Source organism: Neobacillus jeddahensis (genome assembly GCF_000612625.1).
GTDB lineage: Bacteria > Bacillota > Bacilli > Bacillales > Cytobacillaceae > Neobacillus > Neobacillus jeddahensis.
The window spans coordinates 120,968-145,327 of the sequence record NZ_CCAS010000006.1; the positions used below are offsets into that span (position 1 = coordinate 120,968).

Sequence of the window (24,360 nt, forward strand, 5' to 3'; positions counted from 1 at the left end):
CGGACATTATTTAAATTCTACTATAGTGACCCCAGAACCACCTTCGCCGGCTTCTCCAAAGCGAATTTTCTTGACAGAACGATGGTTGCGTAAATATTCTTGGACGCCTTGTCTTAATGCACCAGTCCCCTTACCATGAATAATCGACACACGAGGGTAACTGGATAAAAGGGCATCATCAATATATTTTTCCACTCTGACCAAAGCATCTTCATATCTTTCACCGCGCAGGTCTAATTCTAGTTTAACATATGAGTCCCGACCTTTTACAATCGCCATTGGCTTTGTTTCCACTTGTTTCGGTGTACTCATATACTCCATGTCCTTCTCTTTAACCTTCATTTTCAAGATTCCGATTTGAACCTGCCATTCATTGTTCGAGACCCGATCAATAAGAGTTCCCTTTTGATCAAAGGTAAGCACCTTTACCTCATCACCAGGCATATAGACGTGTTGCTTATTTTTTTTATTGGCTAATTTAGTTGATTTCTTAATTTCTGGTGCCGCACTTTCAAGTCGCCTTTTAGCATCAATTAATTCATGCTCTTTAATTTCTGCGTGCTTTTCGGTTCTCATTTTACGAAGATCACGAATAACCTTCTCCGCTTCTTCTTTCGCTTCATCCACGATACCTGCAGCTTTTTCAGCTGCCTTTTCGAGCATTGCATCTTTTTTCTCGTAAAACTCAATCATTTGCCTTTGCAAATCTTGATGAAGGCTTTCAGCCGATTTTAAATAATCCCGTGCTTCCTGTTGTTCTATTTCTGCCTGCCGCTTACTATCTTCCAATGAGGCAATCATTTTATCAATTTGATTGGAATCTTCACTTACATGGGAACGAGCTGATTGAATAACTCGATCATTTAAACCTAACCGTTTCGAGATTTCGAAGGCATTACTCCTTCCTGGCACACCGAGCAATAGCTTATAGGTCGGGCTAAGTGTCTCCACATCAAACTCAACACTGGCATTCAACACTCCCTCACGATTATAGCCATACGCTTTTAATTCAGGGTAGTGTGTTGTGGCAATGACTCTTGCGCCACGATGATGCACTTCATCTAAGATGGAAATCGCTAGGGCTGCGCCTTCTTGAGGATCCGTTCCAGCCCCCAATTCGTCAAATAAAACCAAGCTATTAAAATCGACACTATTCAAGATTTCCACAATATTAACCATATGCGAAGAAAATGTACTTAAGCTTTGTTCGATCGACTGCTCATCGCCAATATCTGCATAAATTGCATCAAAAACGGCCAGTTCTGAACCATCCAGGGCAGGAACCTGCAGTCCCGCCTGTGCCATTAACGAGCATAAGCCCAGCGTTTTTAAAGTGACTGTTTTACCACCAGTGTTCGGACCGGTGATCACAATCATTGTATACTCGCTTCCCAACATCATATCATTGGGCACTACCTCATCAATCGCTATTAACGGATGTCTTGCTTTATATAATGCGATTCTACCCTCGTGATTCATAATTGGCATAGATGCCTTTATTTTTTTCCCATATCTCGCTTTTGCAAAAATAAAATCTAAATTGGTCAACACATCGACGATTATCTTAAGTTCTGCCTCATGTTCAGCAGCTTTTGCGGACAACTCCGTCAGGATTCTGTCAATTTCAAGCTGCTCCTTCACTCTAATATCCTGTAATTGATTATTTAATTGAACGATGACCTGGGGCTCAATAAATAAGGTTTGCCCCGATGAACTTTGGTCGTGAATAATTCCACCATAGTGACCACGATATTCTTGTTTCACTGGGATAACAAACCGGTCATTTCGAATGGTCACAATGGCATCCGATAGCATTTTTGCTGCATTCGAAGAACGAATCATACTTTCTAACTTCTCTCGAACACGGGACTCATTGGAACGCAGCTGATTCCTTAATGTTCGCAGCAAGTCACTCGCACTATCCAGCACCTCACCGTTTTCATCAATGGCATGCTTGATATCTTGCTCGAGATTTGTAAGCGGAATAATTCTAGCTACCTGTTCTACTAAGATGGGCAATTCTGTCCGTTCAGCGGCAATATCCTCAATAAAGCGTTTCATCTGCCGGCTGGCATGAATCGTACTAGCAATCTGAACTAATTCATTCGGGCTCAGGACTCCGCCAATGACGGAACGTTTAATATGGGCACGGATATCATGTACCCCAGCTAATGGGACATTTCCTTTTATACGAAAAACAGTGGTAGCCTCGTCTGTTTCTGCTTGAAGTCTAACCACTTCATCAAAATCAGTAGATGGGACTAGGTTGTTAATTTTTTCTTTTCCAAGTGTAGAAGACGCATGTTCTAGGAGCTGCTCTTTCACTTTCGTAAATTCTAATACCTTTAAAACTCTTTCTTGCATGGAGTTCCCCCCTTTATCGATTATGTAAAAACTCAAGCAAGTCATATTTGTCGAGTGCATTTAGCACTGTTGATTTTTTAATCCAGCCCTTCTTGGCTGCAGAAACCCCGATCTCCATATGCTTTAATGTATCCACTTGATGGGCATCCGTATTAATAAGGATTTTCACGCCTGCATCCTGCGCTTTCCGTAAATACTCCGCTGCAAGGTCAAGCCGGTTCGGATTGGCGTTCAATTCTAATGCCGTATTTGACTCTTTAGCAATTTGTATGAGCAAATCAATGTCCACATCGTAGCCTTCGCGACGGCCAATTTTCCGACCAGTCGGATGAGCAATTAAATCTACATGGGCATTTTCAAGAGCATTTTTTAACCGCTCCATGATTTTTTCCTTTGGCTGGGAAAAAGCGGAATGAATGGAGGCAATCACAAAATCCATTTCAGCGAGCAGCTCATCCTCATAGTCTAAAGTACCATCGGGTAAGATGTCCATCTCTACTCCAGAAAGAATGAGAATATCGTCGTATTTTTCGTTCAATTTTTTGATTTCCTCTTTTTGCTTCAATAGCCTTTCTCGAGTTAAACCGTTAGCTACTTTTAAATATTGCGAATGATCGGTAATAGCCATGTATTGATATCCCCGTGCACGGCACGCTTCCACCATTTCCTCAATGGTGTGGGCACCATCACTCCAGGTTGTATGCATATGGAGATCCCCTTTAATATCGGGAAGCTCGATTAACTGTTTAGAGGCAGTGAAGGTCTCTACTTCCTTACCGTCCTCTCTAATTTCCGGTGGAATAAACGGTAGGTCAAAATGCTTAAAAAATTCTTCCTCGGAGGAAAAAGTCAGAATTTCTCCTGTTTCCACATTTTCAACTCCATATTCACTAATTTTCTCCCCACGCTCTTTCGCAAGCTGCCTCATACGGACATTATGATCTTTTGAACCAGTGAAATGATGCAAGGTGGTGATAAATTCCTCTGGCTTAACAAGACGAAAATCCACGGAAACATCGTATTCAAGTTCAAGGACGACAGAAACCTTCGTATCTCCAGCACCAATTATTTCTTTTATATTTGGTAATGCTAGTAATCCTTCACGAACTAAATCTGCTTGGTTTGTAGCGATGATAAAATCAAGATCTTTAATCGTTTCTCTCATCCTTCTTAAGCTTCCCGCTCTCGAAAAACGGACAATCTCTGGTACCTCTACCAAACTTGCCTCGATTTGACTAGCAACGCCTAACATATAGGCGATGGGAAGCCGATCGGGTCTGGTCCCTACATTGGCGATTGCGCTCAATATTTTTTCCTCTGTCTTTTTACCAAAACCCGCGAGAGCTTGGACCTTTCCTGATTCACATGCTTCTTTTAAACTAGATACATCGATGATCTCTAATTCCTTATACAGCTTGGCAATCTTTTTTCCACCAAGGCCGGGAAGTTGTAGTAAAGGGATTAATCCTGCGGGAACTTCTCCCTTTAATTCCGTTAATACGGAAGACGATCCTTCTTTTATGTATTCCTCTATAACAGCGGCTGTGCCCTTGCCAATTCCTGAAATCGTTGTAAAGTCTTCAAGTTCTGATAAATTACGCTCATCCGTTTCGAGGGCATTCGCTGCTTTACGAAAAGCTGATACTTTGAAGGGATTTTCCCCTTTCAATTCCATATAAATAGCAATCATTTCTAATAAACGAATGACTTCTTTTTTATTTATGTCCATATCATCCACCATCCCCTTTTGTATAGCATTCTTCATTTTAGCTTATTTACAGTAGGAAAAGAAAAACTTCTCTGCTAAAGAGAAGTTTAAGCAGCTGTATATTCAATCCACAAGCTTTTAATTTGCTGCGACAGGATCGGAGTGTGATTTACAATTGCTTTTGCCAATAGTGAATGATCTAATTGATTTTGAATGAATTCGATTGGAATTAAAGCTCCAATGTATAATAGAATAAACATAATTAGATAGACTTCACAGAATCCTAAGATTCCACCTGCGAACACGTTTAGCTGCTTAAGTACAGGCAGATGGGCAATAAAATCAAGCATGGATCCAATGATCTGGAATAGTACCTTTACGGCAATAAAGATAATCACAAAAGCAATTGCACGGTAAAAGGCTGCTTCCATATTGCTTGAGTCCGTTAAAAGCTTAAGTGTAGAAATTTCACCAAAGTTCGGATAAGGAATCCATAATACTAACTTTGTTGCCAACTCTTCGTAGTAGGAAGTAGCGACAACATATGCAATAATAAAACCTATAAAATGAACAAGCTGGAGGATAAAACCCCTTTTAAGACCGACAAAAAATCCAATAAGTAAAAAAATGATAATGGCTAAATCTAACATAATCTTTAGTCCTTTTCCTTTTTTAGTTCTGTTTGCAGCCGTTCCAATTGATCTTTAATTTTAATATAATCATTGACTGCATTTACTGCTGTTAGTACAGCTAGTTTACTCATGTCTAGAGCTGGATTCTTTGAATTGATTTCGCGCATTTTGTCGTCAACCAACGAGGCCACAAGTCGAATATGACTTGGACTTTCCATGCCCATTATGACGTATTGCTGCCCGTATATATCAACTGTCGTTCGATGTTTTTGTGTATTTGACAACGTAAAAGCCTCCATTCAAGAATCCTACACTATATCATAACATGAAATAATAGAAGTCGAAAAGTCAAAAAGTCGGAAGCGCATGTTTAGCAGCGTTCATTTGTTACTGGATGTGGGAGACGAAACTTTGTATGAATATTAAGAAATGTGGTGTTTATTATGGGAAATGTCGTTATTAATTTGGAACAGTCTAAGATCACTGAAATGAAAAACTATTACGGAAAGCAGCTCTTAACTAAAAACATACCTGGGAGTGTCTTCGCCGCGAAGACTCCTTCTTGCATGATCACTGCTTATAAATCTGGAAAAGTCTTATTTCAGGGGAATGATTGTGAAAAAGAAGCTGGGAAATGGGGTTCTGCCAGTGAAAATAGTGCAAATGCACCTGGCAAAAAGGCAGCAGCGACAAAAGTAAAATCAGTGCCAAAAGGAGATCTCCCCATAGGAATCGGAGGAATGTCGGCCATCGGATCAGATGAAGTGGGTACCGGCGACTTTTTCGGCCCTATTACAGTTGTAGCTGCCTATGTAAAAAAAGAAGATATTCCCCTTTTAAAGGAATTAGGAGTTCGCGATTCGAAGGATCTAAATGATGAAAAGATTATTGCGATTGCCAAGATCATTAAAGATGTTGTTCCATTTAGTCTGATGACACTAAAAAACGAAAAATACAATCAGGTCCAACGTTCGGGAATGTCGCAAGGGAAAATGAAGGCTCTTCTACATAATCAAGCAATATTAAATGTATTGGACAAAATTGCACCTACTAAACCGGAAGCCATTCTGATCGACCAATTTGTGCAGCCCAGTACTTATTTCCAACATTTAAAAGGACAGAAGACGATTGCGAATAAGGACGTTTATTTTAGTACAAAAGCAGAAGGGATTCATCTTGCCGTTGCAGCTGCAAGTATCCTTGCACGTTATGCCTTTATCCAATATATTGATAAACTCAGTGAAGCAGCTGGATTTAAAATTCCCAAGGGGGCTGGGGCACAGGTGGATGTGGCCGCAGCAAAGTTAATTTTGAACAAAGGTCGCGATAGCCTCCCATCGTTTGTTAAGCTTCATTTTGCAAACACAGATAAGGCCCTCGCGATTGTTGATAAAAAACAAAAATAGGTTTTCTGAGAAAGCTAATTTAAAAAAATAAAAGTTAAACAAAAGAGTATCAAAAAAATTGATACTCTTTTTTGCTGTTGCTTATTCATTAACCTCTTAACACTGCGTCAGCCTTTTCCTTCAAGGCTTCAAGGACACGTCCATGAACCTTCGTTACCTCTTCATCCGTCAACGTACGCTCAGGATCTAAATATTTCAGCGAAAAAGCAAGTGACTTCTTGCCCGCCTCCATCCTATCTCCTTCATATAAATCAAACACATCCGCTTCTTTAAGAAGAGGCGCCCCTGCATTAACAATAATTTCCTTTAAGGTGCCTGACACCATTTCTCTGTTTACCACAAGAGCAATGTCTCTTGTGATCGCAGGGAAGCGTGGAATGGCTTGGTATTGTAATGGTGCCGAAGCTTCTTCAAGGATTGCTTTCAACGATAGTTCGAATACATAGGTATCTTTTAAATCTAGGTCTTTTTGAACGCTTGGGTGCACTTGACCGATAAATCCAATGTTTTCACCATTCAAGCGAATTTCCGCTGTACGACCAGGATGCATTCCCTCAAGCTGTGTCTGGACGTAATCAATACGGTCGCCAAGACCGAGCTTCGCAAACAAGCCTACTAATACACCTTTAACAACAAAGAAGTCAACTGCTTTCTTCTCTCCTTGCCATGGATGACTGTGCCACTGCCCGGTAATTGCTCCAGCTAAATGCTCCTTCTCCGATGGAAGTACATCCTTGCCGTTCGCTAAGAATACTGCACCTGTTTCATATACAGCTAAGCTGTCGTTCTGACGAGCGCTATTATATTTTAATACCTCTAATAGCTGCGGCATAATGCTTAAACGAAGAATACTACGCTCTTCACTCATTGGCATTGCCAGACGAATCGGCTCACGTTTTTCCATCGCAAATTGGCCAGCCTTTTCTTCACTCGTTAAAGAGTAGGTGATAGCCTGATAAAGGCCTGCTCCCTCAAGATACTGACGGACAACCCGGCGTTTCATTTGATAATCAGACAATTTCCCAGGAGTGGTTGATCCAATTGGCAGTGTCTTAGGAATATTGTCATAGCCATATAAACGTGCCACTTCCTCTAGCAAATCCTCTTCAATACTAATATCACCACGCCGTGTTGGAGCCGTGACAGTAATAGTATCTTCTTCTACGCTCACCGTAAATTGTAAACGATCAAAAATCTCTATAACGTCGTGCATTGTCAAGTCAGTACCAAGTACACGATTTATTTTTTCTAAAGTAATGGATACGACTGCTGGTTCAACTGTTAAGGTATCAACTTCAGCAGTACCTGCTAATACTTGACCATCAGCATACTTCATCATTAAGTAGGCAGCACGTTCACCAGCTGGGCGCACACGATTTGGATCAACACCTTTTTCAAAGCGAGCACTAGCTTCACTTCTTAGCCCATGATCTTTTGACGCTTTTCTTACGATTGCACCGTTGAAATAAGCTGATTCTAGCAAAACAGTGGTTGTATCAGCAGTTACCTCTGAATTGGCGCCCCCCATTACCCCTGCAAGTGCTACTGGCACATCGCCATTTGTAATGACTAGATGATCGGATGATAATGTCCGTTCAACGTCATCTAGCGTCGTAAACTTCTCCCCATCTGTTGCGCGGCGAATAAGGATTTCTTTTGAACCTAAACGGTCATAATCAAACGCATGAAGCGGCTGGCCATATTCCAACAAAATATAGTTCGTTATATCAACGACATTATTATGCGGACGAATTCCTGCTGACATTAAGCGCGCTTGCATCCATAAAGGTGATGGACCAATTTTGACATTTTTAATTATTTTTGCGACATATAAAGGATTATCCTCTTTTGCCTCTACGACAATATTCACATAATCAGAAGCCGCTTCAGCGATCGGTTGAAGGTTTGTTTCTGGTAATATAACATCGCGGCCAAGAATCGCTGCTACTTCGTAAGCAACCCCAAGCATGCTCAAACAATCCGAACGGTTTGGCGTTAAACTTAGCTCTAGCACTTCATCGTCACGGTTTAATAATTCAAGTGCATCTTCTCCAACCTCTGCATCACTCGGAAATACAAAGATCCCTTCAGAATACTCTTTTGGAATGACCTTTCCTTCTATTCCTAATTCAGTCAGAGAGCAAATCATTCCATTTGATTCTTCTCCGCGAAGCTTGGCTCGTTTAATTTTAAAATTACCCGGAAGCACTGCTCCCACTTTTGCAACTGCCACTTTTTGTCCTTGTGCTACATTCGGTGCACCACAAACGATTTGGACAGGTTGCTCTTCTCCAACGTCCACTAGACATCTACTTAATTTATCAGCATTTGGGTGCTGTTCACGCTCCAATACATGACCAATTACGACACCTTTAATGCCATCGTTTATAATTTCTACTCCTTCAACTTCGATGCCGCTTTTCGTAATCTTTTCTGCTAAATCCGTTGCTGATACTCCAGTAAGATCAATATAATCCTGAAGCCATTTATATGAAACGAACATGAAAGTCATCCTCCTTTATTTTTCTAGGTCAACACCTAGAGTGCTTGAACGATTAATGTTATTCGTGCTTAGAAAATTGGTTTATGAACCGAACGTCATTGGTATAGAAATGGCGGATATCATCCACTCCATATTTCAGCATGGCAATCCGCTCTGGCCCCATCCCAAAGGCAAATCCAGTGTACTTTTTAGAGTCGTAGCCAGCCATTTCAAGGACGTTTGGATGGACCATACCAGCGCCAAGAATTTCAATCCAGCCCGTTTGTTTACAAACATTACAACCATGACCGCCACAAATTTTACAGGAGATATCCATTTCAACAGATGGCTCTGTAAACGGAAAGAAACTTGGGCGTAAACGAATTTCACGGTCTTCACCAAACATTTTCTTTGCGAAAATTTCAAGTGTTCCTTTGAGATCACTCATGCGAATGTTCTCCCCTACAACAAGACCTTCAATTTGCATAAACTGGTGTGAATGGGTGGCATCATCATTATCACGACGATAAACTTTACCAGGGCAAATGATCTTAATCGGGCCTTTGCCATCATGCTTTTCCATCGTCCGCGCTTGTACCGGTGAAGTATGGGTACGAAGAAGAATTTCTTCCGTTATATAAAATGAGTCCTGCATGTCGCGAGCAGGGTGCCCTTTTGGCAAATTAAGAGCTTCGAAATTATAATAATCCTGCTCTACCTCAGGACCTTCTGCAACCTGATAGCCCATGCCAATAAATAAATCTTCTATTTCTTCAATAATTCTTGTAAGTGGATGGTGGTTACCAACCTTTACAGGATTTCCTGGCAATGTTACATCAATGCTTTCGGATGCTAGCTTTTCAAGAATGGCAGCATCTTCTAAGCCCTTTTGTTTTGCTTCGATTTTTACAGAGATGGCTTCACGAACTTCATTAGCAAGTGCACCCATCAATGGTCGCTCCTCTGCAGAAAGTTTCCCCATTCCTCTCAGTACCTCTGTTATGGGTCCCTTTTTCCCTAAAAACGCCACGCGAATATCATTTAATTCTTTTAAGCTTGCAGACTGTTCAATTTTTTGAATAGCCTCTTCCTGCAATTCCTTTAAACGTTCTTGCATGTGAACTCCTCCTTAATAGTATGCGGTGTCAGGCACCAGAAAAAAAACAAAAAAACCCCATCCCTGGAAAGGGACGAGGTTAAAGTTTCGCGGTACCACCCTTGTAAACACGATATGTAAAAACATTGTGTTCGCTTCATTCGGATAACGGCTTATGCCGGTGCACCTTTACATTTCCTGTAAGAAAATGGTCCCGATGCCAACTCAGGAGGTGAACTTCACTAATCCAGAACCATAAAAATGCTTTCAGTCTCGGCATTTTTTCCCTAAATGGTCTTTGACAAGCTACTTTTCTCCGTCATCGTCATTTAATATTCCATATTGTTCATTATTATATAATAATTCTCCACATAAGGTCAAACTTGTTTCCGCCTATTTTTTTAAAAAATAGAGCAGGATCCCGGTTGCAACAGCCACATTTAGCGACTCACTTTTACCATAAATCGGGATATAAAGATTCGCTGTTGTACTAGCAAGAAGATCTTTTGCAACACCATTTCCCTCATTCCCAACCATTAGCGCAAATGATTCACTACCGGAAATATCAGTATAGACACTTGCTCCTTCAAGTGCTGTACCATAAACAGGAATATTTTTATCTTCAAGCATATCCACCCATTCATGGAGATCGCCCCTCAGGATTGGCAGGTGGAAATGACTCCCTTGTGCGGACCGTAGAACCTTAGAGTTATAAATATCTACACTTCCCCGCCCAATGATCACTGCATCAATTCCCGCTGCATCAGCCGTACGAATCATTGTTCCAAGATTACCTGGATCCTGTACAGAGTCGATTAATAAGAATGTCCTTCCTTCCACTGCCATGTCCTCGATCTTCTTACTTGGCACTCGGCAAATAGCATAAATTCCTTGGGGTGCTTCCGTCTCAGTTAACAATTTAGATATTTCCTCTGTAACGAGGGTAACAGGAGTTGAACTTACATCCCAACGTGACGGTAGTTCAACTTTTTCAGAAACAATGATTTCTACTACCTGTTCTCCTTGTTTTATTGCTTCCTCCACTAAATGAAAGCCTTCCACGATAAATGATTCGGTTTTATCCCGCTCTTTTTTGGTTAATAGTTTTCTCCATTGCTTTACCTTAGGATTATTGATAGATTCAATATGTTTCAAAACAGGGTCTCCTTTTTTTAAAAGCTCATATGATTTTCTCATTATATCCTAATAACGATACATAATAAAACCACATAATAGAAATGATAATAAAGAATGAAGGTTGACATAAGGAGGGTATAACTATGAACTTAAACTTAAGAAATGCTATTATTCACAATGTTACAGGTAACACACAAGAGCAGTTAGAAGATACGATTGTAGATGCAATCCAAAACGGGGAAGAAAAAATGCTTCCTGGGCTTGGCGTATTGTTCGAGGTAATTTGGAAAAATTCATCTGAAGAAGATAAGAAAGAAATGCTCTCAATTCTAGAAAATGGGTTAAAATGAAATGGTCAAAGCTGCCAAAATGCTACTGGCAGCTTTTTATTTATAAAGAAAATTCACCGATTGGCGAAGACAGTGGCGTAGTTGCACTTATGCCTGTTAGGAAAGTTATGCTTTCCTATCGGCTAAAAAAATCCCCGGACTTCATCTGTCCGAGGATGAGCTATTTTTTTATTCAAAGGTAATTTTATCGACTGTTTCACGGTCTAAGCGCTTAATCACTTCAACAATTAACTTTACTGCATTTTCGAAATCATCACGATGGAGCATGGCTGCATGTGAATGAATATAACGAGTTGCAATCGTAATCGCCAGAGCTGGAACGCCATTATGTGTCAAATGGATAGAGCCTGCATCTGTCCCACCACCAGGGATGGATTCAAATTGATAAGGGATATTCAACTCATCCGCTGTGTCGGTAACTAAATCACGCAAGCCTTTATGTGCTACAAGTGACGCATCAAAGATGACTACTTGTGGTCCCTTACCCATTTTACTCATAGCCTCTTTTTCAGAAATTCCAGGAGTATCACCGGCAATCCCCACATCAACAGCAAAGCCGATATCCGGGTTAATCTTCGTTGCCGCCGTTTTGGCACCTCTTAGACCAACCTCTTCTTGAACATTACCTACACCATACACCACGTTAGGATGCTCGACATCCTTTAATTGTCTCAATACATCAATAGCAATTGCACAACCAATTCGGTTATCCCAAGCTTTTGCTAACAGCATTTTTTCATTATTCATCACCGTAAATTCGAAATACGGGACCACCATATCTCCTGGGCGGACACCCCATTCGATGACTTCTTCACGGCTTGATGCACCCACATCAATAAACATATCTTTAATTTCAACAGGTTTCTTTCGAGCTTCTGCTGATAAAATATGTGGAGGCTTAGAACCGATAATACCCGTTACTTCCCCTTTTCTCGTAACAATCGTCACACGTTGGGCAAGCATGACCTGTCCCCACCAACCGCCAACAGTTTGAAACCGGAGGAAGCCTTTATCATCGATTTTTGTAATCATGAAACCCACTTCATCTAAGTGACCGGCCACCATAATTTTTGGGCCATCCTCTTTACCAATTTTCTTGGCAATTAAACTGCCAAGCCCATCTGTGGTTATTTCATCTGCAAATGGAGCTATGTATTTTTTCATTACTTCACGCACTTCACGCTCATTGCCGGGAATTCCTTTGGCATCTGTTAAATCTTTTAACATCGTTAATGTTTCATCTAGTTTTGCCATAATTTCGCCCCCTTTTTATGTATTTTCCATGTTCATTATACAGAAGAAATCTGCAAAGTACCAAATTTTCTGCTAATAGTTATTCTTTTGTCTTTGATAATTTACTTCGTTTTTCTTAAAATATGCCGTTTCAATGTCATTATTTTTAAAACCAAGTTTGGACGCCAGCTGTAAATACGTTTCAAATAATTGAATATAATCCGTCCAGAGTTTACTATGCTGGAAAATGCTAACGATCTCATATATGCGAAGGAATTGCTCTGTTTCACTAAGATCAGACTCGTCTACTTGCAAAGTGATTGGCTGCTGATCAAAGCCACACACAATCCCAATTGACAAAATGAAATGGATCCCATCAACAAATTCTTCTAAAATCACATCCTTAGATGAAGAGGAGCGCACACTCCAAAATTTAAAACAGCGGGTTTCATTTGCCAATTCTCCTATTTCCACAAGCAAGGCTAGGACCTTCTTATCGAATAGATCCTCTCCTTGTAGTCCGTGCTTTTCTTCAATATGTGAGTCTAAACCTTTTTGCAGTTGAAACAGTTTTTCGAGTTGCATCCTGTTCATCACTCCTTCTGGAAAAATGATCTCAAAATGAGATTTAGTTGAAACTTTCTTCCTTCTAGATCGTATTAGAAGGAAAAATAGGTGTAGGGGGCTTAACCATGATTTGGTTGTTGCGCTTCATATTATTGATCTTCATTATTTTCTTGGTTTATTGGGGAATAACATTACTGTTTACGTCATCTCGAAAACTAGAAGCAGCACGAAAACATAAACGATTTTTACTAATTGATCATGATGATGTCAGAAAGAATTTCTTAGTTACTTATAAAGGCGCGGTGTTTGTCGGCGAAAAGTATATCGGTTCGATAGACAACACCTTTGACGTTGTCTCCATCCTTATTTGGCCGGAAAATACCGCCACACTTAAAGGAATGATGAAAGATGATTTTTTTTATTTGGATAAAAAAGTACATGAATATTATCCACATGCTCAAATCAACTGGAAGAGTCCCATTAAGGAATTTTTACAGCAATAGCCGCCAAACATGCGGCTTTTTATAATATGATTTTTATAAAAATAGCGAACTCAAGGATAGCCAGAATAGGAAAACCAAGTTTAAATGATGTATGCTTTGTTTTATGCCGATATACCTGCATACCGACAGTTGTCCCAATTGCTCCGCCAAATAGTGCTACAAGCCATAGCGTTCTCTCGCGAATTCGATATTCATGCCTTTTCGCTCGCCTTTTATCCTCTCCCATAATCAAAATCCCTACCACATTCATTGCAAAAAAAGCCACTAACCCTATCATCATATCCCATTCTCCCTTATAGAAAAAGCCATCCTCTTCAAGAGAATGGCTTTAAGTTTATTACTTGTTTTGTTGTTGTTTTGCAACGTTTGCTAATTCAGCAAATGCGTTTGCATCGCTTACTGCTAATTCAGCAAGCATCTTGCGGTTTACTTCGATACCAGCAAGCTTCAAACCGTGCATTAAACGGCTGTAAGAAAGACCGTTCATACGTGCTGCTGCATTGATACGAGTAATCCAAAGTTTGCGGAAGTCGCGCTTTTTCTGGCGACGATCGCGGAATGCATACATTAAAGATTTCATAACCTGTTGGTTAGCAACTTTGTATAATGTATGTTTGGAACCGTAATAACCTTTTGCTAATTTAAGAACTTTTTTACGACGCTTGCGCGTAACTGTACCGCCTTTAACACGTGGCATGTAATTTCCCTCCTATATATCGATCACTGAGATTACTTCATGTAAGTTAATAATTGACGAATGCGTTTGAAATCGCCTTTTGAAACAAGAGATCCTTTGCGAAGTTTACGCTTAGCTTTTGTTGATTTGTTCGCAAATAAGTGGCTTGTATAAGCATGGTCACGCTTAAGTTGACCAGAACCAGTCTTCTTGAAACGCTTTGCAGCGCCGCGGTGAGTTTTCATTTTTGGCATTATGATAGTCCTCCTTATTACTTTTCAATTTTAGGTGCTAAAACTAGGAACATGCTACGTCCATCCATTTTAGGATGGGATTCGATCGTTGCAACTTCCTTGCACGCTTCGGAAAAACGGTCTAACACTCGTTGACCGATTTCTTTATGGGTAATCGCCCGGCCCTTGAATCGGATTGAAGCTTTTACCTTGTCGCCTTTTTCCAAAAACTTAATGGCATTACGAAGTTTCGTATTAAAGTCATGCTCATCAATCGTTGGGCTTAGACGTACTTCTTTAGTGGTAATGATTTTTTGATTTTTACGAGCTTCTTTTTCTTTCTTTTGCTGCTCGAATTTAAACTTGCCATAGTCCATAATTCGGGCTACCGGAGGCTTTGCATTTGGCGCTACAAGTACCAAATCAAGATTTACTCTTCCTGCAATCTCCAACGCTTCAAATTTGGTTTTAATCCCCAATTGTTCGCCATTTTGATCAATAAGACGAACTTCACGAGCGCGAATACCCTCATTTAACAACATGTCTTTGCTAATAATTAGCCACCTCCAAGGTTTTTTCACGAATACACTGTCTGGGTACTAGAATAAATCACCTTACAAAATGACACCATAGTTGAATCAACAGGTATTAAAACTTTTCATCAGGCTATTGCTTAAGTACACAAATAAAAAAGTGTGGATGCACACACCCACACTTTACGAAACATAAGTAATAAACAAAAAGTTCACGTAAAACCTGCCAACTGCTGTATTGCGTCAACCAGGTGAGAAGCGGGTGCTTCTTCTTTTCCCAAAATTCGTATTCAATTTTCACTTTAGTAACTATACCATAAGCAAAGATGGATTGTCAAACGAACTATTTTCTTTGACAACGAAATTTATTGTAACAAGAAACCAGAAATTAATCAATATATTTTTTTAAAACAAAGAGAGATTACCCTCTCTTACCCAGATTATCCTCTTTTTACTTCTGCATTTAATGCTGCAAGGAAGTCTACAAACGGTTTTGTTTCTGAGTTTTGTTCACCATATTTGCGGACGTTAACGGCATTTTCTTCCACTTCCTTATCACCGACAACAAGCATATATGGAATTTTTTGCATTTGTGCTTCACGGATTTTATAACCGATTTTTTCATCACGGCCATCCAATTCGACCCTGAAACCTTCATTTTGCAGCTGTTCTTGAACTTGTTTCGCATAATCATAATGTACACCAGGAGACACAGGAATGACCTGTACTTGTACTGGAGCGAGCCAAGTAGGGAAAGCACCTTTATATTCTTCAATTAAGAAGGCAACGAAACGTTCCATTGTTGATACAACACCACGGTGAATAACGACTGGACGATGCGGTTTGCCGTCCTCACCAACATATGTTAAATCAAAACGTTCTGGTAATAAGAAGTCCAATTGAACAGTAGAAAGTGTTTCTTCCTTCCCTAAGGCTGTCTTCACTTGAACATCAAGCTTAGGACCATAGAAGGCTGCTTCTCCTTCTGCCTCATAGTAGTTAAGTCCAAGATCATCCATGGCATCCTTCAGCATACTTTGTGCTTTTTCCCACATCGCGTCATCGTCAAAATACTTTTCAGTATCCTGAGGGTCACGGTAAGAAAGACGGAAAGAATAGTCATTAATATCAAAGTCTTTGTATACTGCTAAAACGAGGTTCACAACCCGTTTGAATTCATCTTTAATTTGGTCGGGACGAACAAAGATATGTGCATCATTTAAAGTCATTCCACGAACACGCTGTAGTCCTGAAAGTGCACCAGACATTTCATAACGATGCATAGTTCCTAGTTCTGCGATTCGAATCGGCAGCTCACGATAGCTGTGGATGCTGTTTTTGTACACCATCATGTGATGCGGACAGTTCATCGGACGAAGAACTAATTGCTCGTTATCCATGTCCATTACTGGAAACATATCTTCTTGGTAATGATCCCAGTGACCTGAAGTCTTATATAAATCGACACTACCCATAATTGGAGTGTATACATGGTCATAACCCAGACGCTGTTCTTTATCAACGATATATCGTTCAACAACTCGACGAATCGTTGCGCCTTTCGGAAGCCATAATGGTAATCCCTGACCTACCAATTGGTTACTTGTGAAAAGGTTCAATTCTTTCCCAATTTTACGGTGATCGCGCTCTTTTGCCTCTTCTAATAAGCGTAAATGCTCTTTAAGGTCTTCTTTTTTGAAAAAGGCAGTTCCGTAAACACGTTGAAGCATTTTATTGTCACTATTCCCGCGCCAGTAAGCACCCGCAATACTCAATAGTTTGAATTCTTTGATCTTTCCAGTTGATGGTACGTGGATCCCACGGCAAAGGTCAAAAAATTCACCTTGTTCATAGATTGTCACTGTTTCATCATCCGGAATTGCCTCGATGAGCTCAAGTTTATAGGGGTCGTTCGCCTCTTTAAACAATTGAACTGCCTCTGCACGGCTTACTTCTTTACGGATAATTTCAAGATTTTCATTCACAATTTTCGCCATTTCTTTTTCAATCTTTGGCAGGTCTTCAGGTGTTAATGATTCCGCTAAATCCATATCATAGTAAAATCCACCTTCAATGACAGGTCCAACCCCAAGGTTCACATCGGGGAATAGTCTTTTTACAGCTTGAGCCATTAAGTGGGCCGTACTATGACGCAATACCTCTAGCGCCTCATTTGAATCTGGAACAACGATTTCTATGGAACCGTCTTCTACGATTGGACGGCGAAGATCAAACATTTCTCCGTTCCATTTACCGGCAATTGCCTTTTTCTTCAGGCCTGGGCTGATGGAAGCGGCAATATCTTCCGTTGTTGTTCCTTTTGGAAACTCCTTTACTGCCCCATCTGGAAACGAAATCTTAACAACGTCTGACATGGTAATTCCTCCTTTGAATTAAGCGTTTCGGGTCATTTTTGCCCAAAAATCCGCTTTTTGAAAAATAAAAAAACCCATCCCTGGAATAGGGACGAGTTTTGATTAACACGTGGTTCCACCCAATTTTTCATTTCTAATAAATTTCATTAAAAATGACTTTGGTCAGGATAACGGACGATTGCCGTCAACAATTACTTACGCCATAAAAAAATGTCGTGTTTACTGTTGAAGTTTAAAGGTGGTAAGTATTCATTCCGTATTAGAAGACTTTCAGCCGCTGGTCTTCCTCTCTGATAACCGTGAAGAAAATACTGTTGTCCTTATCATTACTTTTACTATAAATATTACATGTCTAGCGCAGCACCAGTAAGCTCTAATCATCCTACTGTTCAATATGCTTCCGCTTTTTTGACTATGTACGTTATTATAATGATTAACTTATAAAAAATCAAGGTACATAAAACTAAATATTGACATTATTTTATGATTCTATCCATGATTCTCCGATGACTGGTTTTCAGTTATCCCTTTTTTCCTTTCTCTCAGGGCCGCAAACGTTTTAATCGTCACCCGTTCTTCAAAGATATTGGCGATTGTTCTAATAAGCGGCTCATCAGGGTCATTTGTATAGATATAAATAGTTGTTGGTGCTAGCGATAAAAGTGGTGCGATCGAAGCTGAGTCAACATAGACAGGGTGATTAACTAATAATTTTCGATCAATCAATCTGATTAACTCCGCCCGTTTCATCTCGACAAACTGCTCATTATAGAAGGTAATTTCATTATCAACTAATAAATGTAATGTCCCTATTTTCGGCTCTCTGTTGATCAAAAAGTCTCGTAACATTTGCACAAACATTTGGTATTCCTGTTCCATTTTGTATTCATCAATGGCAATTTCCACATAGCCTTCAAGACTTTGAATATAGGGGCGCAAGCGGAATTTTAGCAATGCATCAAAGGAAAAGGAAACATTCTCCTTTATAATATGATGGATTGCCGTCATGATCCCAGCTGATCCCTCCGTCGTTTCTTTGACAAATACGGCAAGATCCGCTCTTTCGCCTTCTAGGATAGAATAAATGATCTCCATAATTTGCTGCTGCTCTTCGATATCCTGAAAATAATAATGATTCTTGATTATTTCTTTCAACCAATCATCACGTTTTATATTTGTAATAAAATCATAAAATGCCGTTTTAAGCTTATTAACTTGATCACTGGAAATGAAGCCATCTGCTATTTTTACTATATGTCGATCTTCTAAGAGAAGAATAGTATCTTCATCTGAACTAATTGGTATATACTTCAGCAAGTGTTGATAAAACCGATGTGATTCCATCTTGCTTTGGAAGATGATTTCCGCCAACCAAATCCCCCCTTTTGAGCAAATCTCTGTTTTAAATATATATGGGGGACTTGACCAAAATAGAAGTACCGTTACAACGTCTTTTAGGATATAAATAGAAAAAAGGATTACCGACGTTTCGCAGTAATCCTAACTTCTTTGGCAGCCTTTTATTTTCTTCTGTTTGGCCCGTCTACCAATACCGGTTCACTTAAGGTTTTAATCCTCTCCATGATTCGACGCGCTTTCATTTTCTCTTCTTCCCCACGTTGACTGTAGGTTAAATGATGCTCCAGCTCCTGAAAACTGAAATTAGAGGTGAAAAACGTCGGCAGACTTTCTAGCATTCGGAATTGCAGAATCGGTCCTAGAACCTCGTCTCTTGTCCAACTTGACATTGATTCAGCACCTATATCATCAAGCATTAAAATCGGTTCTTTTTTCAACGCTTCAATTTTTTCATTCAGTGTGGAGTCAGCGATCGAACTTTTCATCTCTCTAAGCAGTTCCGGTACATAGACAATCATTGATGAAATTTGTTTTTGGGCAAGCTTATTAGCAACTGCACCTAATAAATATGATTTACCAACTCCAAATTCGCCATGAAAGTATAGCCCTTTTGTAGGTATACCTTGTTTAAAATTATTTAAAAAGGCGAGCGTCTTGCCAAAAGCCTCAATCCGATCTTCATCTTGTATAAAATCATCAAAAGTAGCATTTAAAATATCTCGAGGTACATATAAGCTTTTAATGAGGCTTTCATTTTTACGTTTTTCATCATACATAATCTTTCTTGGACACTTTTCATATTTAACGTCAATGAAATTTCGTGACAAGACCAACTCAGGATGATACCCCTTCATCATATTAATACAACCATCAAGGCTTTCACATTTCTCACATTCCTTGCTTTGGTTGGTGTATTCATATAGCTTTACTAAGCTCTTGTCGATTATTTCCTTCGTTATGACCTCTTGATTTTTTCTTATAAACTCTTTAATATCAGGGTTTTCGAGTGTTGCCCGACGCATTTTTTCATATCGTTTTTGAAAATCTTCTTGTGAGGCTAACCTTTTTAAGGTTTTATTTATTTTCTCCATAAGACACCTCTAATCATCTAATGCCTTCAACATTTTTTCAATCTCACGTTTTTTAGCTTCTAAATCCGGACTCTTTTCTGGCTTAGTTTGTTTTTGTTTTTCTTTATCAAACCAATCCGGAAGCAGCTCGGTTCGGACTGGCTTTTTATTAAATGACTTTCCAGTTTTTTTACTTTCGGTCATCTTGTGTTCCTCATTCCTTGCCAGTTCCATTGCTTCCTTCACTGTTTTCACTTGCTTCCGAGCCCAATGACTTGCAACAGACTCCACAAAAGCCTTACTAAATTTCATATCCGTTTTAATCATTGAAACCTCAATCAATACATTTACTACGCCTGGAAGGAGCTTATACTTGATCATCACTTCTTCTAGCGTTTTCAAATTGGCATTTGAAGGCTCTATTCCCCCCGAGAACTCTTTAAAGACGGTTAACGGTGAGGTTGTTTCATAATAACGAATTAATTTCTCTTCTTGTGTGGTTGGTTCGTTTTTTTGAATTTGATAGGCAACTGGCTGGGTTCGGTTTATAAGGCTTGGAAGGTTGTCATAATTGACAAATTGATACCAATCACGCGCACCCTTCCGCAAATCCTCGATATCAATCTCTTCATGTTCGTTGATCGCACCTAATATTAAATTCTTCATTTCAATGGCATCTATATTGTAAAGAAAGGCAAGGTTACTTATAACGTTTTTCACTTTTGGCGTTAACGCTTTTTTCGGGACAAGCGACTCATTCAAACCTGCAGATAGCAAATCAAAATCAAACATGCTGTTATCAATTTGGATCGGCATTGTTTCATTTCTACCTATAAATTGTTCATTCGGTCCAGCATCAAGTTCCTCAGACATATCCTGTAGGTATTGAAGATTTCCGGGTGTTGCTGAAGCATACACATCTTGGAAAGCTCTTGTCACATCGAAATATTCTTTATCTTTTGGTTTTTGCTGGTCGGTAAAGAATCGTCTCAACCGAGAAAAATGGCTTTTACCTATCTTTCGAAATAAATAAATATTTAACATTCCATCTAAAAAGAATTGCTCAGGGTTTAAAGGCGGATACAACTCGTAAATAAAGGAGCGTTCCCCATCAACCGTTTTGACAAAAGTTTTTAACAATCCAATCCCCTCAAGCTTTAAGCGAGCTTCGTAAATCTCCTTTAAATTCATGTCCATTAGGTTCATTAAAAGGTGATGTGTTGAAGACTCAGACCAAAGGCGATTCTCTTCAAGCTCTGCCCAAAGTGACATATACAGGCTATAACATGTTGATCCGATCAAGGGCTGATATAAAAACGTCAGCACTTTACGGTCATACTCATGAAGCAACCCATTGGCCGCCACAATATATCGGTCAATAGGAAGAATTTCCTGCCAATGCTGCGCCATATCCTCCCGTCCTTTCTTTCATCTAATTTACATTCAGCCTCAGCCCCAGTGCACTTCTTTACACTAGCACATCCGCTAGACTAAAAAGAGCCAAAAGACAGGCCCCTTGGCTCATTCGGATTTTTCTTTTTTAATCAGTTCTTTTAATTCTTCAATAAACACATTTATATCTTTAAATTGGCGATATACAGATGCAAATCTTACATAGGCAACTTCATCCACATGTGCGAGCCTATCCATTACCATCTCGCCAATTGCTTCACTTTTAATTTCAGAAATCCCCTGACTGCGAAGATCTTTCTCCACACCATGTGTGATATCTTCTAGCTCCTTTAAGGCTACAGGCCTCTTTTCGCATGCCTTAATCAAACCTCTAAGTATTTTATCACGGCTGAATTCTTCTCTTGTACCCTCTTTTTTTACTACAATTAAAGGAATCTCTTCAATCTTCTCAAAAGTAGTAAATCGGTATCCACATTCTTCGCACTCTCTTCTTCGCCGCGTTGCACGTCCTTCATCAACAGGTCGAGAATCCAGTACACGCGTACCATAGTTTTGACATGAAGGGCATTTCATTATTAATCAACTCCAAATCTCAATAAAGAAAACTCGACAACTGCCACGCGCACCAACCGGCGTAAACAGAATCGTAGTTGAACTTATGCCTTCAAAATTCACCTTCATAAATTCTGACCGGCTGATAAATCCCGTACTGATCTCCATACTTTAATCTTATTAAAAAGCAGGAGTTTGCACAAGTAGATGTATTACGAGTTTTTTCCTGTCCCGACAAGATTATGTAGTTGATTAATCCGCTCGTAATAGGCGTTTATCCGCTTTTTTAAATCAGGATAGCTGCCAAGCAGTGAAAATTTTTCCGATGAAATATTAAAATCAACGGCAGTTTCCATCGGTTTAACCGAAACGATTGTGACAATTAAAAAGCAGGAAATTGGTTTTTTTACTTCTACCGCAATCTCTCCATGCTCCTTTGATACCGTTGTTACTCGGCAATCCGCATCTTCGTGGAAGACTTTCTCCACCGATTGAAATAATTGATTAAAGGTCGCTTTATAATAATGAGTTTTCAGAGATAGATCCGTGTTTTTATCTGAAGTCTCAATTTGTTTATGAAAACGTGTAAAAATATTAATTAAAATAGCCATGATACCCCTCCAAAATTTTTGCTTTACTCTTAGTTTACAACATTCTCAACAAAAAATAAAAAGAGGTGTACAAATGGTACACCTCTGGGATAATTAGTTTTATTATGATTAAAGTACCTTTGCCTGCTTCACATGCACTGGACCCATGCCTCGAGGGATTTCAATATTTTCACGTGTTTCAGCATTCAATGCCTCAGCAATATATTCAGCAGCAATATTCGGGTTTAGATCTCCACATGTATACACATCAATGCTTGCATAACCATGTTCTGGAAAACTATGAATAGTAAGATGTGATTCGGAAATAATGACAACACCACTAACACCTTGTGGCGCAAATTTATGAAATGCTACCTCGCGAACTTCTGCACCTGATTTTAGAGCCGCTTCAACAAAAGTCGTTTCAATAAAGTTTAAATCATTCAGTTTTTCAAAGTCGCATCCCCAAAGCTCAGAGATTACGTGACGTCCCATTGTTTCCATATTCTTTTTTCCCCCTTTAACCTTGATGGTTTCTTGAAATCCTATTATTGACGGTATCTTCGGAACTACCACGGGGGAAAGTTAGTCCAGAGAGGTCCTAACCCTTTAAGTAATTTTTCGCTACCTAATTTCAAGAAGTTCACGATGACTAGTATACTTTGTTTATATTTTTTTTGCAACCTATCAAATATTTTTATTTTTACAAAATATGGAACAAGGTACAGAGGAATATTTTCCTCCATGCATTATCCAAAAAAAACGCTAACTTCAACCATATTTTATGCTCCATTCCCCCAAATGGTACAAACCAACAAAAAAAAATACTGTCAACAGACAGCATTTTCTTGACTGTGTATAACACACTAATCCATTAGACAACTTAAGATATTAGCCGACTTTAACTTGCGATGATCTGGAGATTTCTTCCGCCACAAATAGGGCAAGGTCAACCACACGAGATGAATATCCCCATTCATTATCATACCAAGCTAAAACCTTCACTTTTCTTTTTCCCATCACCATTGTCGATAGGCCGTCAATAATGGCAGAATGTTCGTTTGTATTAAAATCAATCGATACTAAAGGCTCCATGGTTACATCGAGAATCCCTTTTAACGGCCCACGAGATGCCTCCATAAAAGCACGATTAATATCATCCACTATCACATCATGTTTTAAGTCTACAACTAAATCAACAAGTGACACATTCGGTGTTGGTACCCGCAGTGACATTCCATGTAGTTTCCCCTTTAGCTGTGGTAATACAAGTGATATCGCCTTCGCTGCCCCCGTAGTGGTTGGAATGATGGATTGTCCACATGAACGGGCTCTCCTTAAATCCTTATGGGGATTATCAATATTCTTTTGATCATTTGTATAAGCATGAATAGTGGTCATTAAACCACTGTCAATTCCAAATGCTTCATCTAACACCTTTGCAACCGGTGCAAGGCAATTTGTTGTACAGGATGCATTTGAAATAATATCGTGGTGAGTAATATCGAGCATATGGTCATTCACCCCCATAACAATCGTTACGTCCTCGTTTTTTCCAGGTGCCGTTAAAATAACCTTTTTAGCACCCGCCGCCAGGTGAAGCGCAGCTTGGTCACGTGAATTAAACTTACCAGTTGCCTCTATGGCTATATCAATTCCAAGTTCTCGCCATGGCAATTCTTCTGGGTTTCGACTACTTAATAACTTAATTCTTTTTCCATTCACGATTAATTCATTATCTAAAGGGATAATTTCACCCTGAAATATTCCATGGTTCGAGTCATATTTGAGTAAATGGGCTAGTGTCTCTGCTGGATAACTCGCATTTATTGCTACAATTTCAAGTTTTTGATCAAGGATTGCTTTCCTAAAAACCATCCTTCCAATTCTCCCAAACCCATTAATTGCAATTCTCGCCATCATTTTACGGCCCCTTCCGTATTAATGTTATACTTTTAACTTGTATTATTGTAAATAGTATAACATATTTGAGGTTAATTGTGATGGATTAATGGCGGATTTTTTAATTTTTAACCATTCAAATAATTATTCACCTTAAATTTCATACGTTTTAAAAACAA

24 protein-coding genes and 2 other annotated features are annotated in these 24,360 nt (G+C 39.4%); of the genes, 3 read left to right on the forward strand and 21 right to left on the reverse strand.

The window, feature by feature from the left end:
- Nucleotides 1–6: 6 nt before the first annotated feature.
- The 4 genes from TY15_RS04690 to zapA form a co-directional block, all read right to left on the reverse strand.
- The gene (locus tag TY15_RS04690; protein WP_040207719.1) at nucleotides 7–2,364 is read right to left on the reverse strand and encodes an endonuclease MutS2; all 2,358 of its coding nucleotides are present in this window, start codon (nucleotides 2,362–2,364) and stop codon (nucleotides 7–9) included.
- Nucleotides 2,365–2,377: 13 nt separating this feature from the next.
- Entirely contained in the window at nucleotides 2,378–4,093 is a 1,716-nt protein-coding gene (gene polX, locus TY15_RS04695; protein ID WP_040207718.1) for a DNA polymerase/3'-5' exonuclease PolX, read from the reverse strand.
- A gap of 86 nt (nucleotides 4,094–4,179) precedes the next feature.
- Nucleotides 4,180–4,722 (reverse strand): CvpA family protein, encoded by a 543-nt coding sequence (locus TY15_RS04700; RefSeq protein WP_040207716.1) that lies wholly within the window; start codon nucleotides 4,720–4,722, stop codon nucleotides 4,180–4,182.
- A 5-nt stretch (nucleotides 4,723–4,727) separates the two neighbouring features.
- Nucleotides 4,728–5,003, reverse strand: coding sequence for a cell division protein ZapA (zapA, locus tag TY15_RS04705; protein WP_392391362.1), 276 nt, complete (start codon nucleotides 5,001–5,003; stop codon nucleotides 4,728–4,730).
- A gap of 144 nt (nucleotides 5,004–5,147) precedes the next feature.
- On the opposite strand from zapA, the gene rnhC reads away from it, so the two are divergent.
- Nucleotides 5,148–6,110 (forward strand): ribonuclease HIII, encoded by a 963-nt coding sequence (gene rnhC, locus TY15_RS04710; RefSeq protein ID WP_040207714.1) that lies wholly within the window; start codon nucleotides 5,148–5,150, stop codon nucleotides 6,108–6,110.
- Nucleotides 6,111–6,198: 88 nt separating this feature from the next.
- Here the strand turns inward: rnhC and pheT are convergent, their stop codons facing one another.
- The 3 genes from pheT to TY15_RS04725 all read right to left on the reverse strand — a co-directional run bounded on the left by pheT (nucleotide 6,199) and on the right by TY15_RS04725 (nucleotide 10,843).
- Entirely contained in the window at nucleotides 6,199–8,613 is a 2,415-nt protein-coding gene (gene pheT, locus TY15_RS04715) for a phenylalanine--tRNA ligase subunit beta (RefSeq protein ID WP_040207713.1), read from the reverse strand.
- Between the two features lie 58 nt (nucleotides 8,614–8,671).
- Entirely contained in the window at nucleotides 8,672–9,709 is a 1,038-nt protein-coding gene (pheS, locus tag TY15_RS04720; RefSeq protein ID WP_040207711.1) for a phenylalanine--tRNA ligase subunit alpha, read from the reverse strand.
- A gap of 372 nt (nucleotides 9,710–10,081) precedes the next feature.
- The gene (locus TY15_RS04725; RefSeq protein ID WP_040207710.1) at nucleotides 10,082–10,843 is read right to left on the reverse strand and encodes a TrmH family RNA methyltransferase; all 762 of its coding nucleotides are present in this window, start codon (nucleotides 10,841–10,843) and stop codon (nucleotides 10,082–10,084) included.
- 125 nt (nucleotides 10,844–10,968) lie between these two features.
- Here TY15_RS04725 and sspI point away from each other — a divergent pair, with 125 nt between their 5' ends.
- Complete coding sequence (gene sspI / locus TY15_RS04730) at nucleotides 10,969–11,175, forward strand: small acid-soluble spore protein SspI (RefSeq protein WP_040207709.1); 207 nt, start codon at nucleotides 10,969–10,971, stop codon at nucleotides 11,173–11,175.
- 168 nt (nucleotides 11,176–11,343) lie between these two features.
- On the opposite strand, the gene TY15_RS04740 is transcribed toward sspI, so the two are convergent.
- Complete coding sequence (locus TY15_RS04740; RefSeq protein ID WP_040207707.1) at nucleotides 11,344–12,429, reverse strand: M42 family metallopeptidase; 1,086 nt, start codon at nucleotides 12,427–12,429, stop codon at nucleotides 11,344–11,346.
- Nucleotides 12,430–12,501: 72 nt separating this feature from the next.
- Entirely contained in the window at nucleotides 12,502–12,993 is a 492-nt protein-coding gene (locus tag TY15_RS04745) for a dUTP diphosphatase (protein ID WP_040207706.1), read from the reverse strand.
- Nucleotides 12,994–13,100: 107 nt separating this feature from the next.
- Here TY15_RS04745 and TY15_RS04750 point away from each other — a divergent pair, with 107 nt between their 5' ends.
- A complete protein-coding gene (locus tag TY15_RS04750; protein WP_040207705.1) occupies nucleotides 13,101–13,478 on the forward strand; it encodes a hypothetical protein in 378 nt (125 codons plus the stop codon).
- Between the two features lie 19 nt (nucleotides 13,479–13,497).
- Here the strand turns inward: TY15_RS04750 and TY15_RS04755 are convergent, their stop codons facing one another.
- The 12 genes from TY15_RS04755 to TY15_RS04810 form a co-directional block, all read right to left on the reverse strand.
- Complete coding sequence (locus TY15_RS04755) at nucleotides 13,498–13,758, reverse strand: DUF1294 domain-containing protein (protein ID WP_040207703.1); 261 nt, start codon at nucleotides 13,756–13,758, stop codon at nucleotides 13,498–13,500.
- A gap of 57 nt (nucleotides 13,759–13,815) precedes the next feature.
- On the reverse strand, nucleotides 13,816–14,175 hold the full coding sequence (gene rplT / locus TY15_RS04760) for a 50S ribosomal protein L20 (protein ID WP_040207702.1): 360 nt from the start codon (nucleotides 14,173–14,175) through the stop codon (nucleotides 13,816–13,818).
- A 32-nt stretch (nucleotides 14,176–14,207) separates the two neighbouring features.
- Nucleotides 14,208–14,408, reverse strand: a complete 201-nt coding sequence (gene rpmI, locus TY15_RS04765) for a 50S ribosomal protein L35 (protein WP_040207701.1) — start codon at nucleotides 14,406–14,408, stop codon at nucleotides 14,208–14,210.
- A 17-nt stretch (nucleotides 14,409–14,425) separates the two neighbouring features.
- On the reverse strand, nucleotides 14,426–14,929 hold the full coding sequence (gene infC, locus TY15_RS04770) for a translation initiation factor IF-3 (RefSeq protein ID WP_040207700.1): 504 nt from the start codon (nucleotides 14,927–14,929) through the stop codon (nucleotides 14,426–14,428).
- A gap of 139 nt (nucleotides 14,930–15,068) precedes the next feature.
- Nucleotides 15,069–15,200, reverse strand: a sequence feature (ribosomal protein L20 leader region).
- 160 nt (nucleotides 15,201–15,360) lie between these two features.
- Nucleotides 15,361–17,295 (reverse strand): threonine--tRNA ligase, encoded by a 1,935-nt coding sequence (thrS, locus tag TY15_RS04775; RefSeq protein ID WP_040207699.1) that lies wholly within the window; start codon nucleotides 17,293–17,295, stop codon nucleotides 15,361–15,363.
- An 84-nt stretch (nucleotides 17,296–17,379) separates the two neighbouring features.
- Nucleotides 17,380–17,631: a binding site (T-box leader), on the reverse strand.
- A 153-nt stretch (nucleotides 17,632–17,784) separates the two neighbouring features.
- Entirely contained in the window at nucleotides 17,785–18,666 is an 882-nt protein-coding gene (gene ytxC / locus TY15_RS04780) for a putative sporulation protein YtxC (protein ID WP_040207698.1), read from the reverse strand.
- A gap of 149 nt (nucleotides 18,667–18,815) precedes the next feature.
- The gene (gene dnaI / locus TY15_RS04785; RefSeq protein ID WP_040207697.1) at nucleotides 18,816–19,745 is read right to left on the reverse strand and encodes a primosomal protein DnaI; all 930 of its coding nucleotides are present in this window, start codon (nucleotides 19,743–19,745) and stop codon (nucleotides 18,816–18,818) included.
- Between the two features lie 9 nt (nucleotides 19,746–19,754).
- On the reverse strand, nucleotides 19,755–21,134 hold the full coding sequence (locus tag TY15_RS04790; RefSeq protein ID WP_040207696.1) for a replication initiation and membrane attachment family protein: 1,380 nt from the start codon (nucleotides 21,132–21,134) through the stop codon (nucleotides 19,755–19,757).
- A 111-nt stretch (nucleotides 21,135–21,245) separates the two neighbouring features.
- Nucleotides 21,246–21,710 carry a transcriptional regulator NrdR gene (nrdR, locus tag TY15_RS04795; RefSeq protein ID WP_040207695.1) on the reverse strand — a complete coding sequence of 155 codons (465 nt, stop codon included), beginning with the start codon at nucleotides 21,708–21,710 and terminating at the stop codon, nucleotides 21,246–21,248.
- 191 nt (nucleotides 21,711–21,901) lie between these two features.
- Nucleotides 21,902–22,300: a hypothetical protein gene (locus TY15_RS04800; protein ID WP_040207694.1), complete on the reverse strand. Its 399-nt coding sequence runs from the start codon at nucleotides 22,298–22,300 to the stop codon at nucleotides 21,902–21,904.
- 108 nt (nucleotides 22,301–22,408) lie between these two features.
- Nucleotides 22,409–22,783 carry an adenosylmethionine decarboxylase gene (speD, locus tag TY15_RS04805; RefSeq protein WP_040207693.1) on the reverse strand — a complete coding sequence of 125 codons (375 nt, stop codon included), beginning with the start codon at nucleotides 22,781–22,783 and terminating at the stop codon, nucleotides 22,409–22,411.
- Nucleotides 22,784–23,170: 387 nt separating this feature from the next.
- Nucleotides 23,171–24,202, reverse strand: coding sequence for a glyceraldehyde-3-phosphate dehydrogenase (locus TY15_RS04810; RefSeq protein WP_040207692.1), 1,032 nt, complete (start codon nucleotides 24,200–24,202; stop codon nucleotides 23,171–23,173).
- Between the last annotated feature and the right edge of the window lie 158 nt (nucleotides 24,203–24,360).